Source organism: Sphingomonas sp. OK281, assembly GCF_900115295.1.
Classification (GTDB): Bacteria; Pseudomonadota; Alphaproteobacteria; order Sphingomonadales; family Sphingomonadaceae; genus Sphingomonas.
On sequence record NZ_FOVZ01000004.1, the window covers coordinates 1 to 16,086 of the forward strand.

General features: G+C 64.2%; 17 protein-coding genes. 2 read left to right on the forward strand and 15 right to left on the reverse strand.

The genetic code is table 11. The features are described 5' to 3' along the window. Window positions 1-429 precede the first annotated feature (429 nt). The 13 genes from BM244_RS14235 to rpsB form a co-directional block, all read right to left on the reverse strand. Window positions 430-747 carry a PilZ domain-containing protein gene (locus BM244_RS14235; protein WP_093399605.1) on the reverse strand — a complete coding sequence of 106 codons (318 nt, stop codon included), beginning with the start codon at window positions 745-747 and terminating at the stop codon, window positions 430-432. 105 nt (window positions 748-852) lie between these two features. After that, window positions 853-1,083: a 50S ribosomal protein L31 gene (gene rpmE / locus BM244_RS14240; protein WP_055880673.1), complete on the reverse strand. Its 231-nt coding sequence runs from the start codon at window positions 1,081-1,083 to the stop codon at window positions 853-855. Window positions 1,084-1,189: 106 nt separating this feature from the next. Next, window positions 1,190-1,669, reverse strand: a complete 480-nt coding sequence (fabZ, locus tag BM244_RS14245; protein ID WP_093399606.1) for a 3-hydroxyacyl-ACP dehydratase FabZ — start codon at window positions 1,667-1,669, stop codon at window positions 1,190-1,192. A gap of 9 nt (window positions 1,670-1,678) precedes the next feature. Next, window positions 1,679-2,341, reverse strand: coding sequence for an OmpH family outer membrane protein (locus tag BM244_RS14250; RefSeq protein WP_093399607.1), 663 nt, complete (start codon window positions 2,339-2,341; stop codon window positions 1,679-1,681). Next, window positions 2,341-4,962 carry an outer membrane protein assembly factor BamA gene (gene bamA / locus BM244_RS14255; RefSeq protein WP_254784500.1) on the reverse strand — a complete coding sequence of 874 codons (2,622 nt, stop codon included), beginning with the start codon at window positions 4,960-4,962 and terminating at the stop codon, window positions 2,341-2,343. The genes BM244_RS14250 and bamA overlap by 1 nt, the downstream gene beginning before the upstream one ends. Before the next feature lie 194 nt (window positions 4,963-5,156). Then, the gene (rseP, locus tag BM244_RS14260) at window positions 5,157-6,290 is read right to left on the reverse strand and encodes an RIP metalloprotease RseP (RefSeq protein WP_093399609.1); all 1,134 of its coding nucleotides are present in this window, start codon (window positions 6,288-6,290) and stop codon (window positions 5,157-5,159) included. Beyond that, window positions 6,287-7,444, reverse strand: coding sequence for a 1-deoxy-D-xylulose-5-phosphate reductoisomerase (locus tag BM244_RS14265; RefSeq protein ID WP_093399610.1), 1,158 nt, complete (start codon window positions 7,442-7,444; stop codon window positions 6,287-6,289). Before BM244_RS14265 ends, rseP begins: the two co-directional genes overlap by 4 nt. Further along, window positions 7,441-8,196: a phosphatidate cytidylyltransferase gene (locus tag BM244_RS14270; protein WP_093400023.1), complete on the reverse strand. Its 756-nt coding sequence runs from the start codon at window positions 8,194-8,196 to the stop codon at window positions 7,441-7,443. The genes BM244_RS14265 and BM244_RS14270 overlap by 4 nt, the downstream gene beginning before the upstream one ends. Window positions 8,197-8,261: 65 nt before the next feature. Further along, window positions 8,262-8,981, reverse strand: a complete 720-nt coding sequence (locus tag BM244_RS14275; RefSeq protein ID WP_093400024.1) for an isoprenyl transferase — start codon at window positions 8,979-8,981, stop codon at window positions 8,262-8,264. Between the two features lie 56 nt (window positions 8,982-9,037). Next, window positions 9,038-9,595, reverse strand: a complete 558-nt coding sequence (gene frr, locus BM244_RS14280; RefSeq protein ID WP_056055952.1) for a ribosome recycling factor — start codon at window positions 9,593-9,595, stop codon at window positions 9,038-9,040. Window position 9,596: 1 nt separating this feature from the next. Further along, complete coding sequence (pyrH, locus tag BM244_RS14285) at window positions 9,597-10,325, reverse strand: UMP kinase (protein WP_093399611.1); 729 nt, start codon at window positions 10,323-10,325, stop codon at window positions 9,597-9,599. Between the two features lie 411 nt (window positions 10,326-10,736). Beyond that, a complete protein-coding gene (gene tsf / locus BM244_RS14290; RefSeq protein ID WP_093399612.1) occupies window positions 10,737-11,669 on the reverse strand; it encodes a translation elongation factor Ts in 933 nt (310 codons plus the stop codon). Window positions 11,670-11,758: 89 nt separating this feature from the next. Further along, entirely contained in the window at window positions 11,759-12,613 is an 855-nt protein-coding gene (gene rpsB / locus BM244_RS14295) for a 30S ribosomal protein S2 (RefSeq protein WP_056055944.1), read from the reverse strand. Window positions 12,614-12,938: 325 nt separating this feature from the next. On the opposite strand from rpsB, the gene BM244_RS14300 reads away from it, so the two are divergent. After that, window positions 12,939-13,172: a hypothetical protein gene (locus tag BM244_RS14300; RefSeq protein WP_254784502.1), complete on the forward strand. Its 234-nt coding sequence runs from the start codon at window positions 12,939-12,941 to the stop codon at window positions 13,170-13,172. Here BM244_RS14300 and BM244_RS14305 read toward each other — a convergent pair. Together BM244_RS14305 and BM244_RS14310 are read right to left on the reverse strand one after the other, a co-directional pair. After that, window positions 13,111-13,929, reverse strand: a complete 819-nt coding sequence (locus tag BM244_RS14305) for a CDP-alcohol phosphatidyltransferase family protein (protein WP_254784503.1) — start codon at window positions 13,927-13,929, stop codon at window positions 13,111-13,113. The two genes, BM244_RS14300 and BM244_RS14305, sit on opposite strands and share 62 nt — an antisense overlap. A 29-nt stretch (window positions 13,930-13,958) precedes the next feature. Further along, window positions 13,959-14,687, reverse strand: coding sequence for a phosphatidylserine decarboxylase (locus tag BM244_RS14310; protein WP_093399614.1), 729 nt, complete (start codon window positions 14,685-14,687; stop codon window positions 13,959-13,961). Window positions 14,688-14,818: 131 nt separating this feature from the next. Between BM244_RS14310 and BM244_RS14315 the strand changes: the two genes are divergently transcribed. Then, on the forward strand, window positions 14,819-16,039 hold the full coding sequence (locus BM244_RS14315; protein ID WP_056055940.1) for an NADP-dependent isocitrate dehydrogenase: 1,221 nt from the start codon (window positions 14,819-14,821) through the stop codon (window positions 16,037-16,039). The last annotated feature ends 47 nt before the right edge of the window (window positions 16,040-16,086 follow it).

The following is a 16,086-nucleotide window of genomic DNA, read 5'->3' on the forward strand; positions in this document are numbered from 1 at the left end:
TCTTAACCTACAATGTCAAAGAGCCGACAAAAATACCGACACTCGCATAACCTCTTCGCTAGAAGAAGCTTGGAGCATCTGGTTTTTTGCGACCGTAGCAACCAGACCGTGTGGCCGTTCGCTGCGGTGACACCCCTCTAGGGCCACCTCCCCACACCGTCAAACACTATTTTACAGTTTGAGGTCACTTTTCGGAAAAATTACCCAGAAGCGCCCAGCGAGGCTCGGCGCCATGCCTCGTATGGTATTGTCGCAGCGCCCGATCGATACCGCCTCTCCCTGGAAGTAGCGAAGAGCTGGTCCTCGCAACGGGGACCGGCCAACCACCAGGCTACCTCGGGACGGAACTCAACGGCCGCCAAGCTACAGTTGGTAGAAAGGTGAACTGGGAAAGACGGCAGCGGCGACGACACCTCAACCGAGGGTGCATCAGCTCGGGGATGGCGTACCCACCAGCGCTTCGAACGCAGCGGCCGGAAGGGGTGTCTGGAACTTGCAGCCCGCGGTGTAGTCGTCGGCCCACATCACTTCGGCGACGACCTGCCCGATCTGCGGAAGGTTGAGCCAGATGCTGGTGCCGCGCTTGAGCGCCGAATAGGTTTGGAGTCGTGCGCCGTGGATCGAAATGTCGACCACTCGGCACAGGGTGCGGCCGGTCTTGCCGATCCGGACATCGAGCGAAACGGGAGCGCGTGGTGCACTTCGCCGGGACTTGCGCTCTGCGGGTTCGAAGTCGGCGGCGAACATGGGGTCCTCGTCCTTGCGAGCCCAAAATCTAGCCGTCGATACCTAACGCCATCTTAATTAAAGCACCCGGAATGGATTAGTATCAATCCATTCCGGGACTTAGGCTTACTTGCGGAGCGTGAGACCGCCACCGAAACGCTTGTTGAAGCGCGCGACCTGGCCGCCGGTGTCGAGCATCGTGCCGCGGCCGCCGGTCCATGCCGGATGCGCGAGCGGATCGATCTCGAGCGTCATCACGTCGCCTTCCTTACCCCAGGTGGTGCGAGTCTGGTACTTGCTGCCATCGGTCATCTGGACGGTGATCATGTGGTAATCGGGGTGCGTATCGGCCTTCATGGGATGTCTCCGGTATGTGGCTGGTTCCAACCAGCCTGAAAAGGAAGGCGCGCCCGTACACGGACGCGCCCGAATTTACAAGATTGCCGGGCCTTGAGCCCCGCCTTCAGGCTTTCGGCGGATCGGCGATCATCGCTGTGAAGTTCGCCTCGGCTACCAGTTGTCCGTCCACCAGCGCGCGGCCGGCAAACTTGCAGACCGAACTGCGCTTCTGGACGAACGTCACCTCGAGCTTGAGCAAGACGCCCGGCTCGACCGGCTTGCGGAACTTCGCCCCGTCGATCGCCATGAAATAGACGAGCTTGCCCGAGCCCGCGAGCCCGAGCGACTCGACGGCGAGGATCCCCGCCGCCTGCGCCATCGCCTCGACGATCAGCACGCCCGGCATGATCGGGCGCCCGGGGAAATGCCCCTGGAAGAACTGCTCGTTCATCGACACCGCCTTGATCGCGGTGATCGACGTGTCGAGGATCAGATCCTCGACACGGTCGACCAGCAGCAACGGGTAGCGATGCGGCAGCGCAGCCATCACGCGCCCGATATCGAGCGGACCCATCCCGGTCTTCACAGTATCGATCTCGCTCATCGGTGCGACTTAGCGACCCTGCGGGGTGCGAGTCGCGGCAGGCGCACGACCGGCTGGAGCCGGAGCGGCACCCTGCTGCTGGCCACCCTGCTGGTTCGGCTGCCAGTTCGCCGGAACGGCGGTGCTGACCGAGGGCACCAGACGGTCGAGCTCGGTCGTGATTGCCGCGGTGATGTCCGCCGCCGGCTGTGCGAACAGCGCAGCCTCGGGACGCAGCAACAGGCTGACATTCTTGGCACGAACCGCGGCCGTCACGGCGTCGCTGAGCTTCGCCTGGATCTGCTCGATCGCGTATTGCTGCGCGCGCTGCGCAGGCTGCGTCAGGCGGGCGAGTTCCTGGTTGGCGGCGTTTTCACGCGCCTGGATCGCCTGGGCCTGCGGACGCAACGCCGCGTCGGTCGCGCCAGGTGCACGCTGTGCGGTCTGGAACGCGGTGACCAAAGGCTGAAGCTCGCGCGCGACGGCCTGGCGACGCGTCTCGGCCTGGTCGAGCTGAGCCTTGTAGGTCGTCTCGATCTGGACCCGGGCGGCGTTCCAGGCCTTCGAGTTGGCGATCGCACCCTGCGCGTCCGCGACGGCGATACCCGAAACCTGCGCATCGGCAGCGGTCGCGGTCATGGCAGCCGGCGCAACGAGCGCAGCGGCGAGGAGAAGCGTCTTGAACGTCGTCATCAGAACTGTGTCCCTACGTTGAAAGTAATGAGTTTGGGGTCGTCACCCTTCTGGGTGAGCAAGGCTTTGGCGAGATCGATACGAAGCGGACCGAACGGCGAGTTCCAGTTCACGCCGACACCCACCGACAGACGCGGCTTGGCCGAGTTGCCGAGGAAGCTTTCGACGAACGGGGTCTGCTCGTTCAGGGCCCGTGGATTGGCGGCCGTCCCGACACAGGCACCGGTCGTATCGGGCGTACCGGCTGCGCAGGTCGTGTTCGCGGTTACCGTCGCACCGGTCGTATCCACCGTCGAGTAGGTATAGAGCGCCGCACCCGCGGAGTTGCTCGCCGGCGTGAAGGTCGAACCGACATACTCCTTGCCGGTCGTCGGATCGATCAACGTCGGGAAGGTTGCCGACGGCCCCGGCTTGGTGATCCCGAACAGGCTGCCGACCTGCGCATAGATCGACGGGCGCAGGCCAAGCTCGCGAGCGCCGGAGCCCAGCGGAATCTCGATTTCCGCCCGCGCAAGGTAATAGGCGCGCCCACCAAGTGCGTCGTCCTGGATCGTATTGCGGTCGGTCGCCAGAACCTGGGTCGGCGTTCCGTTGCTGTAGGCAGCGCGCAGAATGCGGGGCCCGACGCCGCGGATATCGAAACCGCGGAACTGCGGCTCGCCGAGATAGAAGCGATCGGTGATCCGGACTGCGTCGGACCCTGCCCGCGGCGACTTCTCGAGCGCGTGGATATAGCCGCCTTCCGCGACGATCGAACCGATAAAGCCGCTGCCGAGGTTCTGATACTTCGACCCTTCGAAGCGCGTGCGGATATACTTCACGTCGCCGCCCAGCCCGGCAAAGTCCTGGCTGAACGAGAAGCGCGAGCCGGCCGTGGGACGAAGGCGGCTGTTCAGCGTGTCGCGACTGAGCGAATATCCGACCGAAGACGTCCAGCGATTACCGATCGCGTCGCACAGATACCGCCCGGCAACGAGCGTGTTGCACGTCCCGTCGGCGTTCAGATACTGGGAGTCGAGCGTCACCTGGTCATATGACAGACCGTATCGGCCCGACAGCGACCAGAATTCGGTCAGCGGCACGCCCGTGCGCAGCTGGAAGCCGGTCGATACCTGCGAATAGTTGGTCTGGCGATCGTTGCCGACATAGTTGAACGAGTTGTAGTCGCGGCGGAAGATGTCGCCGCCGAGCGCGATGTTCTTGTCGAACAGGTAAGGCTCGGTGAAGCCAAGCTCGACCGACTTCGAATAGCTCGAGTAATTCACGCCGGCGCGCAGTTCCTGGCCCTTGCCGCGGAAGTTGCGCTGCGTGATGTTCGCCTGGATGATGAAGCGCTCGAGGCTCGAATAGCCAGCCGACAGCTGAAGCTCGCCGGTCGACTTCTCTTCGAGGTTGGTCTCGAGGATCACGCGATCGGGCGCCGATCCCGGCAGCTGCTTGATCTCCATCTTGTCCTGGAAATAGCCGAGCGAGTTGATGCGATCCTGCGAACGCTTCACCTGGAAGCTGTTGAACGCATCGCCCTCCGCCAGGCGGATCTCGCGACGCACGACCTTGTCCTGCGTCTGCGTGTTACCGTTGATCTCGATCCGCTCGACATAGGTACGCTTGGCTTCGGCGATGTTGAAATTAATCCCCATCGTCAGCGTTTCGGCGTCCTTGGCGAACTCCGGGTTCACCTCGGTGAAGGCGTATCCGAACAGGCCTGCGGTCTGGCTCAGATTGTCGACCGAATCCTCGACCAGCTTGGCATTGTACCAGTCACCCTTCTTCAGGGGCAGCGAGGCGGCGAGCTTGTTGTTGTCGAAATCGCGGATCTGGCTGTCGACGGTGACGTCGCCGAACTTGTAGCGCTTACCCTCTTCCACCACGTACGTGATGATGAAGTCCTTCTTGTCCGGCGTCAGCTCGGCGACGGCCGACGTCACGCGGAAATCGGCATAGCCCTGCGTCAGGTAGAACTGGCGGAGCTTCTGCTGATCGTAGGACAGGCGATCCTGGTCGTAACTGGTGGCCGACGACAGCAGGCGGAACAGCCGCGACTGCTTGGTCGCCATCTGGCCGCGGATCTGGTCGTCGGAGAACACCTCGTTACCGAGTATATTGATCTGGCGGACCTTCGACTTCGGACCTTCGCTGATCTCGAACACCACGTCGACGCGGTTCTGGTCGAGATTGACCATCTTCGGATCGATCACCGCGGCGAAGCGCCCCTGGCGACGATACAGCTCGATGATCCGAGCGATGTCCTGCCGGACCGCGGTACGCGTGAAAATCTGGCGCGGCGCGAGCTTGATCTCTTTCGTGATCTTGTCGCTCTTGAGCGCCTTGTTGCCCTCGATGATCACGCGGTTGATGATCGGATTCTCCCGCACGCGGAGAACGATGTTGCCGTCCTCGACGCCCGCGATCGAATAATCCGCGAACAGGTCGCTCGCCTGGAGATCCTTCAGCGCCTGATCGAGCGTCTCAGCCGTATAGGGGATGCCGATGCGGAGCTTGGTGTAGCTCAGCACGGTCTCGGGTTCGATGCGCTGCGACCCCTCGACTCGCAAAGTCTTGATCGTCCGCACGGATACGGGTGCCGCTACGGACGTTACAGCCTTCGCAGTCGTCCCCAGCGGTGCATTGACCGCGTTTACGGTAGGCCGCGACGGTGCCGGGTTCGTCTGGGCAAAGCCCGACGTGCTCGACAGTATCGTGCCGGCTAGCAGCAGCGCGCCCTTGCCCGCGAAATCGTAACCGTTGATCGCTGTCACCAAACCCACCCTAAAAACGTGCACATACAAGGCGCGCCCGCCCTGCCCTATCGCCGTCAACCGATCAAGCCGGCGAGATTCTTCCAGAGCCCGAAATTGCCGAGGTCGTTGAAGGTCACGAGCAGCATCAGCGCCAAGATCGCCGCCAGCCCACCACGGAACGCCCATTCCCGAACCTGCGGCTCGACCGGACGCCTGCGTACCGCTTCGATCGCGTAGAAGAACAGGTGACCGCCATCGAGCATCGGCACTGGCAGCAGGTTGATGAACCCGAGATTGATCGAGACCAGGGCGATCAGGAAGACATACGCGTCGAGCCCGAGCGACATTTGCTCACCCGACACCTTCGCGATGCTCAGCGGGCCGCCAAGCTCCTTGACCGAACGGCGGCCCGTGATGACCTGCCCCAGCGTCTCGACCATCATCGACACGATCTCGCCGGTGCGCTTCACCGCGACGACCGGCGCTTCGATCAGGCTGACCGGGACGATGATCGGCTTGGCTCCAGCAATACCGAGGCGGCCGATCCGGTATTCGTTGCCGAAGCGATCGCGCTGCAATTCGGTGCCGATGACGACGTCGCGCGATACCGTCTGACCGCCGCGGACGGCATCGATCCGCGTGCTTTCGCCGGCGCGGATACGCGCGAAGCGCGAGAGATCGTCGAATGTCTCGACCGAGCGTCCGCCGATCGCGACGATCCGGTCGCCTGCCTGCAACCCAGCCGCAGCGGCCGCACTACCCGGCACCGTGCCGCCAACGATCGCCGGCATGCGGATGTCGCCATAGGCAAAGGCGAAGCCCGCGAGGATCAGGATCGCGACGACGAAATTCACGACAGGGCCTGCCGCGACGACGATCGCGCGCTGCCAGACCGGTTTCGACTGGAAGGTGCGCTGGCGCTCGTCGGCAGGTAGCGACAGCCATTCGGCCGACGGCTGGCTGGCCGGGTTCATGTCGCCAGCGAACTTCACGTAACCGCCGAGCGGGAGCCAACCGAATTTCCACCGCGTGCCGCGCTTGTCGGTGAAGCCTGCGATCTCGTGGCCGAAGCCGATCGCGAAGGCGTCCGCCTTGATCCCGAAAAAGCGTCCGGCGAGGTAATGTCCCATCTCGTGCACGAACACGAGGGGGCCGATCACCGCGGCGAACGACAATATGGTCAGCAGGACACCGGGTGTTTCGATCAAACCGCGTAATCCTTCACACGCTCGCCCGCCAGGATCCGCGCCTCGGCATCGATCGCCAGCACGGCATCGACGCTGTCCGGCGCGGCGGGGTCATAACATGATAACGTATGTTCCACGATTGCGGCAATTTCGAGGAAGCCGATGCGTCGTTGCAGGAACGCCTCGACCGCTACCTCGTTGGCCGCGTTGAGAATTGCCGGCCGCGCACCGCCTGCGTCGAGCGCCTCGCGGGCCAGCCGCAACGCGGGGAAGCGGACCGGATCGGGGGCCTCGAAGTCGAGTCGGCCGATCGCGACGAGATCGAGCGGTGCCATCGGCGTCGCCATCCGGTCCGGCCAGGCGAGCGTGTGCGCGATCGGCGTCCGCATGTCGGGGGGCCCGAGCTGCGCCAGCACCGACCCGTCGACATGATCGACGAGGCTGTGGATCACCGATTGCGGATGGATAACGATCTCGATCCGGTCGTGCGCAATCGGGAACAGCCGTGCGGCCTCGATCAGCTCAAGGCCCTTGTTCATGCAGGTCGCCGAATCGACCGAGATCTTCGCGCCCATCGACCAGTTGGGATGCTTCACCGCCTGTTCGAGCGTCACGCCGCGCATCTGCTCGGTCGTCCAGTCGCGGAACGGTCCGCCGCTGCACGTCAGGATGATCCGACGGACACGTTCGGGCCGAGTCGCGTCAAAGCACTGGAAGATCGCGTTATGCTCGGAGTCTGCTGGTAGCAGCGCCGCGCCAGTCCGCTTGGCGGCGGCGAGGATGACGTCGCCGGCGGAGACCAGCGGCTCCTTGTTGGCGATCACGACGGTACCGCCCTGCTCGATCGCAGCCATCACCGGCTTCAGCCCTGCGCAGCCGACGATCGCGCCCATCGTCCAGTCCGCGCCCGATGCGGCGGCTTCGGCGATCGCCTCGGCACCACCGCCCGCGCGGATCGCCGTACCGGCAAGCGCCTCACGCAGCTCCGGCAGGCATTTTTCGTCGGCGACTACGGCGAACTCGGCGTTGGTCCGGATTGCGGCGGCGGCAAGCTTGGTTACATCGCAATTGGCGGTCAACGCGACGACGCGGAAGCGATCGGGCTCCCGCTCGATCAGGTCGAGCGTCGAGGTGCCGACCGAGCCGGTAGCCCCCAGAATCGTAACGCTCTTCATGCGTAGAAATGCGGCAACAGGACGAGGAACGCCGCGACCGGCGCGACCGGGACCAGCCCGTCGAGCCGATCCATCACGCCGCCATGCCCCGGCAGGATATTGCCACTGTCCTTCACCCCCGCCACGCGCTTCAGCCAGCTCTCGTAGAGATCGCCCATCTGCGCGAGCATCGCGAGCACCGGCGTCGCCAGCGTCATCCGCAGCGGCAGGCCGTATTGCATGTGGAGCACCGCCGCGACCGCACTCGCGAGCACGACGCCACCGATCAACCCCGACCACGTCTTGTTCGGGCTGATCACCGGCGCGAGCTTCGGCCCGCCCAAGCTCCGTCCGGTGAAGAACGCGCCGATATCGCACGCCCACACCAGCGACAGCGCCCACAGCGTGAAGAGGATGCCCTCCTCCTGCCGCCGGATGATCATCAGTGCGAACACGGGGAGACCGCAATAGATGATACCCAACGCCAGCTTGGGTTTGCGCGTGGTGATGACGACGAAGAACGCGGCGCCCGCAAGCAGCCCCAGCGTGAAGAAATCATGGATCACGAGGATCAGCGACGCCGGCGCCATCAGCGCGAGCGGCACCGACAGCGCGAACTGCGTCATCCGCTTGGTCTTGGCGTCGACGCCCTGGAGCATCGACCATTCCGCCATCATGAACAGCGCGGCGACCACGCCGAGCACCCAGAACGCGATCCCGCCAAGCGTCAGCGCAAGGCTCGCCACCGCGATCATGCCGACGCTGGCGATCATCCGGAGCTGGAGATTGGACGGCGTACGCAAAGCCTGGTCGGGCGCCTTTTCAGGGTCGGTAAGGCTCACAGACCACCGTAGCGGCGCTGACGCTGACCGAACGCCGCGACCGCATCGGCGAGCGCGGCCGCATCGAAGTCGGGCCAGAGCGTGTCGACGAACAGGAGCTCCGCATACGCCGCCTGCCACAACAGGAAGTTCGAAAGACGCTGCTCGCCCGACGTCCGGATCATCAGATCCAGCGGCGGCAGGTCATGCGTATCGAGCTCCGCCTCGATCGTCGCCTCGTCGATGCTGGCAGGGTCGAGTGCACCATCGCGCGCGCGTTCCGCCAGTCGCCGTGCGGCGGTCACCAACTCGGCATGGGCGCCATAATTCAGTGCGATCGCGAGGATCGGACCGCTATTCCCCGCAGTCCGCGCAATGGCGTCGTCGACCATCGCGACCAGATCGGGTGAGAAGCTGTGGTAATCGCCGATCACCCGCAGCCGGACGTTCTCGCGCGCGAGTTCGTCCAGGTCGCTGCGGATGAAATGCCGCAGCAGCCCCATCAGGTCGCTGACCTCTTCGGCCGGACGCCGCCAGTTCTCCGACGAGAACGCATATAGCGTCAGCGCCTCGATCCCCATCGCGCGCGCCGCGCGCGTCACCTTGCGCACCGCCTCGACGCCGGCCTTGTGCCCGGCGAAGCGCGGGAGGAACCGCTTCTTCGCCCAGCGGCCATTGCCGTCCATGATGATCGCGACATGACGCGGCACCGCGCCGCCCGCAGGAACGGCGACCAGCGGCGCGGCAGAGGTAGCCCCGGCCGAAGCCCCCGCCGATGCAGCGCCGAATGCCCTCACTTGCCCAGGATTTCCTTTTCCTTGGCGGTCGCGGTCGCGTCGAGCTCGGCGATGATGCTGTCGGTCAGCTTCTGGACTTCGGTCTCGTGACGCTTGCGTTCGTCCTCGCCAAACACGCCCTTCTTCTCGTCGACCTTGAGCGAATCCATCCCGTCGCGGCGGACGTTGCGGACCGCGATGCGCGCCTTCTCGGCGTACTGGCCGGCGAGCTTGGCGAGCTCCTTGCGGCGTTCCTCGGTCAGGTCGGGGATCGGCAGGCGCAGCGTCTGGCCGTCGACGATCGGGTTGAGCCCGAGGCCGGCCGAGCGGATCGCCTTGTCGGTCGGGCCGACGTTCGACTTGTCCCAGACCTGCACCGACAGCATCCGCGGCTCGGGCGCCGAGACGGTCGCAACCTGGTTCAGCGGCATCGACGAGCCGTACACCGTCACCATCACCGGATCGAGCAGCGCGGTCGACGCGCGACCCGTGCGAAGCCCTGCGAGATCGCTCTTCAGCGCTTCGACGGCACCCGCCATGCGGCGTTCCAGGTCGGTCTTGTCGTATGCGGCCATCTTAAAGCTCCTGCTCGTTCTGGACGATCGTCGACACGCCATTACCGCTAAGCACCGCGGCAAGATTGCCGGGTTCGCGGATGTTGAAGACGACGATCGGGATGTTGTTGTCACGGCACAGCGCGATCGCGCTCGCGTCCATGACCTTGAGGTCGTCGGACAGCACGCGGCTGTACGTGACCGTTTCGTAGCGCACCGCGTCGGGGTGCGTCTTCGGGTCGGCGTTATACACGCCGTCGACCGAGGTGCCCTTGAACAGTGCATCGCACTTCATCTCGGCAGCCCGCAGCGCGGCGCCCGAATCGGTGGTGAAATAGGGGCTGCCGACGCCCGCCGCAAAGATCACGACGCGGCCCTTCTCCAGGTGGCGCTCGGCGCGACGACGGATGAACGGCTCGCACACCGACGCCATCGGGATCGCCGACTGGACACGCGTGTCAACGCCGATCTGCTCGAGCGCGTTCTGCACCGCGAGCGCGTTCATCACGGTCGCGAGCATGCCCATGTAATCGCCGGTCGCGCGGTCCATGCCGCGAGCGGCCCCCGCCATGCCGCGGAAGATGTTGCCACCACCGACGACGATGCAGATCTCATAGCCCTTCGCTTTGATGTCCGCGATCTCCTGCGCGACGCGCGCGGTGACGGTCGGATCGATCGAAAGACCCGACGGCCCCATCAGGACTTCGCCCGACAGTTTCAGCAGGATACGTTTGTAGCGCGGAGGCGTCATAAATCTCGAATTGTGATTGGCGGGGCGGCGCGGACCTTAGGCGGCGAGGCCCGGGATGTGAAGCGCTGTGCGGCGCGTGCATCGAAACTGGATGGAGATGAGACGGAAAATCGTCGGTCGCAGAAGCGCGCAACGGATAATTACCGTCATTCCCGCGGAAGCGGGAACCCATACTGGCTAATGCCTCGATGGATAACCGGCTCCGGAGTATATGGATCCCCGCCTGCGCGAGGATGACGGAGCAGCACCAAGGCTGCCCCGCGATCCTTCTCCCCTCGGGGAGAAGGTGGCCCGGTAGGGCCGGATGAGGGGGAGTGAGGTTCAAGACCTAGCCACTCCCCTCACCCTTCCCACCGCAAGCGCGGCGGGCCCCTTCCCTCTCCCCGGAGGGGCGAGGGAGAGAAGGTCAGCTTACGCCTGTGGCACGCCGCTCGCAGCAGCAACCTCGGCTGCGAAGTCGGACTGTTCCTTCTCGATGCCCTCGCCGAGCTGGAAGCGGACATAGTCCACCAGCTTGATCTCGGCGCCCGCATCCTTGCCGGCCTTGGCGACGACGTCGGAGATCTTGGTCTTGCCGTCCATCACGAACAGCTGGCTGACCAGAGCATGCTCCTTGCGGTACTTGGCGATACCGCCCTCGACCATCTTGGCGATGATGTCGGCAGGCTTGCCCGACTCGGCGGCCTTCTCGGTCGCGATGGCGCGCTCGCGCTCGATCTCGGACTCGTCGAGGTCGGCTTCGTTCAGCGCCTTCGGGAATGCCGCTGCGATGTGCATCGCGAGCTGCTTGCCGAGCGCCTGGAGAACCTCGTCCGAAGCCTCCGACTCAAGCGCGACGAGCACGCCGATCTTGCCGAGGCCGGGAGCCGCTGCATTGTGGATGTACGGAACGACCGCACCCTTGCTGACTTCCAGCGTACGCGACCGGCGCAGCGACTGATTCTCGCCGATCGTCGCGACGTTGTTCGTCAGGACTTCCTCGACGGTCTTGCCCGATGGCATCGCCTGCGACTTCAGCGCCTCGACGTCGCCGCCGGTTGCCAGAGCGATCTGCGTGACGTCACGGACGAACGACTGGAACTGGTCGTTCTTCGCGACGAAATCGGTCTCCGAATTGACTTCGACCGCTGCACCCTTGGTGCCCGACACGGCGACGCCGACCAGGCCCTCGGCCGCGGTACGGCTCGACTTCTTGGCGGCGGCTGCGAGCCCCTTGGTGCGCAGCCAATCCATTGCCTGCTCCATGTCGCCCGCGGTCTCGCTCAGCGCCTTCTTGCAATCCATCATGCCCGCGCCGCTCTTCTCGCGCAGATCCTTGACCATCGCTGCCGTGATATCGGCCATGTTTCTAATCCTTTTTAGGTCTGAATATGGTTGCGGGCGAGGCAGAGCTTTCGCCCTACCCCGCCCGCATGACGGTTCGGCGACGACGCTTATGCGTCGATCTGGCGCTCACCCTCGGCTGCGAATTCCGCAGCGGTATCGGCATTCGCGGTTGCCTGTGCCGTGTCAGCCGTGGCTTCGACGGTCGGCTCTGCGCTCAATGCTTCTTCCTTCGGCGGCTCGACCATCGCGCCGATGTCGGCACCGGTGCGGCGCTGCTGCTCCTGGCCGCCGCGCGTCGCTGCGATCGCGATCGCCTCGCAGTACAGGCGGATGGCGCGGGCTGCGTCGTCGTTCGCGGGGACCGGGAAGGCGATGCCGTCCGGCGACACGTTCGAATCGAGGATCGCGACGACGGGAATACCCAGCGTGTTCGCTTCCTTGATCGCCAGCTCTTCCTTGTTCGCGTCGATCACAAACATCACGTCGGGAATGCCGCCCATGTCGCGGATGCCGCCGAGCGAAAGCTCGAGCTTGTCCTTCTCGCGGGTAAGCTGAAGGACTTCCTTCTTGGTCAGGCCGACGGTGTCGCCCGACAGCATTTCCTCGAGCGTCTTGAGACGCTTGATCGAACCCGAGATGGTCTTCCAGTTGGTGAGCATGCCGCCCAACCAGCGATGGTTGACGAAGTGCTGGCCCGAACGACGCGCTGCGTCCGCGACGGGCTCCTGCGCCTGGCGCTTGGTGCCGACGAACAGGACCTTGCCACCACCGGCAACCGCCGACGAGACGAATTCGAGCGCGCGCGCGAACAGCGGCACGGTCTGCGAAAGGTCGAGGATATGGACGCCGTTACGGTCACCGAAGATGTAAGGCTTCATCTTGGGGTTCCACCGATGCGTCTGGTGGCCGAAATGCGCGCCCGTTTCGATGAGCTGCTGCATGGAGACGACTGGAGCCGCCATAGGGATATATCCTTCCGGTTGTGCCTCTGGGAAGCGGATGACGTCGTGGCCGAATGACCGTGACGCACCGGGCTATGATGCCTCCCATGCGGGGTTAGAGGCGCGGCCCTTAGCGTGACCTTGCGCGAATAGCAATTGCACAACGTCCGCTTGACTCAAGGAACGCAATGAGAACATAAAGGGCTCAGAGGGGAACAGATGTTCGACTCGGCGCGGAATCACCCCGGCATGACGGGATTCGAAATGCGACGAATGGAACGATGTTTCTGACCAAGTGTTTGCGGATATTAGGAATTTGTTCGCAACTCATAGGAAGGCGGACGTGATGTTGGTTCTGAGCTTCATGGTTTTTGCTGGTGCATTCGCGGTCGCGGGCATGATGATCGTCTCGTCGGTCGCGCCGCAGTGGGACCGTATCGTCCGTCTCGCGATGGGCAACGTCGAATCCGCGTTCCAGCCGCTCCGCACGCTGGCCGTTGCGGAGCGCCGGATTGCGGTCAGGCGCTGGGCTTCGACGTCGGCTCCGGTGCCCGCCCGCCGTTGGAACGCTGCCGCCTGATCTTTGCGTAACTCGCGATGCTGAACGGCATCGAGAGCAGGTAGAGCACGCAGATGATGCTGAGCGTATGCCATGGCGCGCTCACGATGGCGGCGCCGAGCAATACGACGAACGCGATGGCCTCGAACCGGATGTTGCTGCGGAGTTTTACCGAACTCCACGAATAGGTCGCGATACTCGACACCATCAGCAGCGCGACGAACGCGACCCAAGGCGCCACGAAATACGGCGACGCGAATTTGGGTTCATCGGTCCAGAACCAAAAGAACATCGGCATCAGCGCGAGTCCCGCGCCGGCTGGAGCCGGAACGCCGGTAAGGAAACCCGCGGACTTGTGCGGCTGGTGGCTCTCGTCGATCTTGGCGTTGAAGCGCGCGAGGCGCAGCGCGCAGAACACGGCGAGGATTAGCGAGCAGATCCAGCCGATGCGCGGCAACGCCGTGAGCGACCAGAGATAGACGATCAACGCAGGCGCGACGCCGAACGAGATCGCGTCGGACAGCGAATCGAGTTCGGCACCGAACCGGCTCTCACCGTGCAGCATCCGGGCAATCCGACCATCCAGGCCGTCAAGCACGCCCGCGACCATGATCATCGCGACGGCGCTTTCCCATTGTCCACCGATCGCGAACCGAACGCCGCTCAGGCCCGAACACAGGGCCAGCGCGGTAACGGCGTTGGGGGCGACAGCGCGCAATGGGAGCCCGCGCGGTGCCCGACGCGTGCGACCGAACCGCCCACGGCCTCGCTCTTCGATCGAGTCGTCGTCGATCCCGTCGCGATCGATCACTGGGCGATACCACCGACCGGAACGCCACCGACGCGACCGAGTACGGTCTCGCCCGCAATGCTGCGCTGGCCGAGGCAGACCTGCGGCACGACATGATCGGGTAGGTACACGTCGACCCGGCTGCCGAACCGGATCAGGCCGATGCGCTGGCCGACCGCGACCATGTCACCGGCCTTCACGAAGCCGAGGATGCGACGCGCCACGAGACCGGCGATCTGCGTGAAGCCGATCCGCATGCCGTGACGGTCCTCTACCACGAAGTGCTGGCGCTCGTTCTCGTCGCTAGCCTTGTCGAGGTCGGCGTTGAGAAACTTGCCGGAGATATAGACGACTTGCCGGATCGTGCCCGCGATCGGCGTGCGATTGATGTGCACATCAAACACCGACATGAAGATCGACACGCGCACCAGCGGCGCGTCGCCGAGGCCGTTTTCGCCGGCGAGCTCGCGCGGGATCGGCACGCGCTGGATCATCGTGATCAGTCCGTCGGCAGGGGCGACGATCAGGCCTTCGCCTTGGGGGGTGGTGCGGACCGGATCGCGGAAGAACGTCGCGACCCAGATCACGACGCCGACCATCGGCCAGAACAGCACATGGCTGACGATCGTCAGCAGCAGCGTGATGCCGGCCGCGATCGCGACGTATTTGTGGCCCTCCGGATGGACTGCGGGAAATCGCCATTTGACCGTGGAGGTCGTGACGGGCGGCTTGTCGAGCGATGCCATAACCTGCGGGTCTATCCGTGCAGGACGCGCGATACAACGATGAACCGGCTTTTCCTTGCGGGACCAGTGGTTGATCGTGGCGGCATGCTCCCCTAGACGCTCCCCAAACCCCTCCCCCGAAGGACCCGGATATGGCGAAGATCAAGGTAAAGAATCCGATCGTGGAGATCGACGGCGACGAAATGACCCGGATCATCTGGGAATGGATCCGCGAGCGCCTGATCAAGCCGTATCTCGACATCCAGCTCGATTACTATGATCTCGGCGTCGAGCATCGCGACGCGACCGACGACCAGGTCACGATCGATAGCGCGCTCGCCACGCAGAAGCACGGCGTCGCGGTGAAGTGCGCGACGATCACGCCCGACGAGCAGCGCGTGACCGAGTTCGGCCTGAAGAAGATGTGGAAGTCGCCGAACGGCACGATCCGCAACATCCTCGGCGGCACCATCTTCCGCGAGCCGATCGTGATCAAGAACGTGCCACGCCTGATCCCGGGCTGGACGCACCCGATCGTCGTCGGCCGTCATGCATTCGGCGATCAGTACCGCGCGACCGACTATCTGGTCCCCGGCCCCGGCAAGCTGCGCCTCGTCTTCGAAGGCGACGACGGCACGGTCATCGACCGTGAGGTATTCCAGTTCCCGTCGGCAGGCGTCGCGATGGCGATGTACAACCTCGACGATTCGATCCGCGATTTCGCGCGCGCATCGATGCATTACGGCCTCAACCTGAAGTGGCCGGTGTACCTGTCGACCAAGAACACGATCCTCAAGGCCTATGACGGCCGCTTCAAGGACCTATTCGCCGAGGTGTTCGAGGCCGAGTTCAAGGACAAGTTCAAGGAAGCCGGCATCGTCTACGAGCATCGCCTGATCGACGACATGGTCGCATCGGCGCTGAAGTGGAACGGCGAGTTCGTCTGGGCCTGCAAGAACTATGACGGCGACGTCCAGTCGGACCAGGTCGCACAGGGCTTCGGGTCGCTCGGCCTGATGACCTCGATCCTGCTGACCCCGGATGGCAAGACCGTCGAGGCCGAGGCGGCGCACGGCACCGTCACGCGTCACTTCCGCATGCACGAGCAGGGCAAGGCGACCTCGACCAACCCGATCGCGTCGATCTTCGCGTGGACCGGTGGCCTGAAGTATCGCGGCAAGTTCGACGACACGCCCGACGTCACCAAGTTCGCCGAGACGCTCGAGCGCGTCTGCGTCCAGACGGTCGAGAACGGCCACATGACCAAGGATCTCGCGATCCTGATCGGCCCCGACCAGCCCTGGATGACGACCGAGCAGTTCTTCGAGCAGGTGCGGTCGAACCTCGAGACCGAGATGGCCAACTGGGCATAAGCAAGGCGTAAGGGGGCCGTTCTCTCTTGAGAGAACGGCCCCCTTAC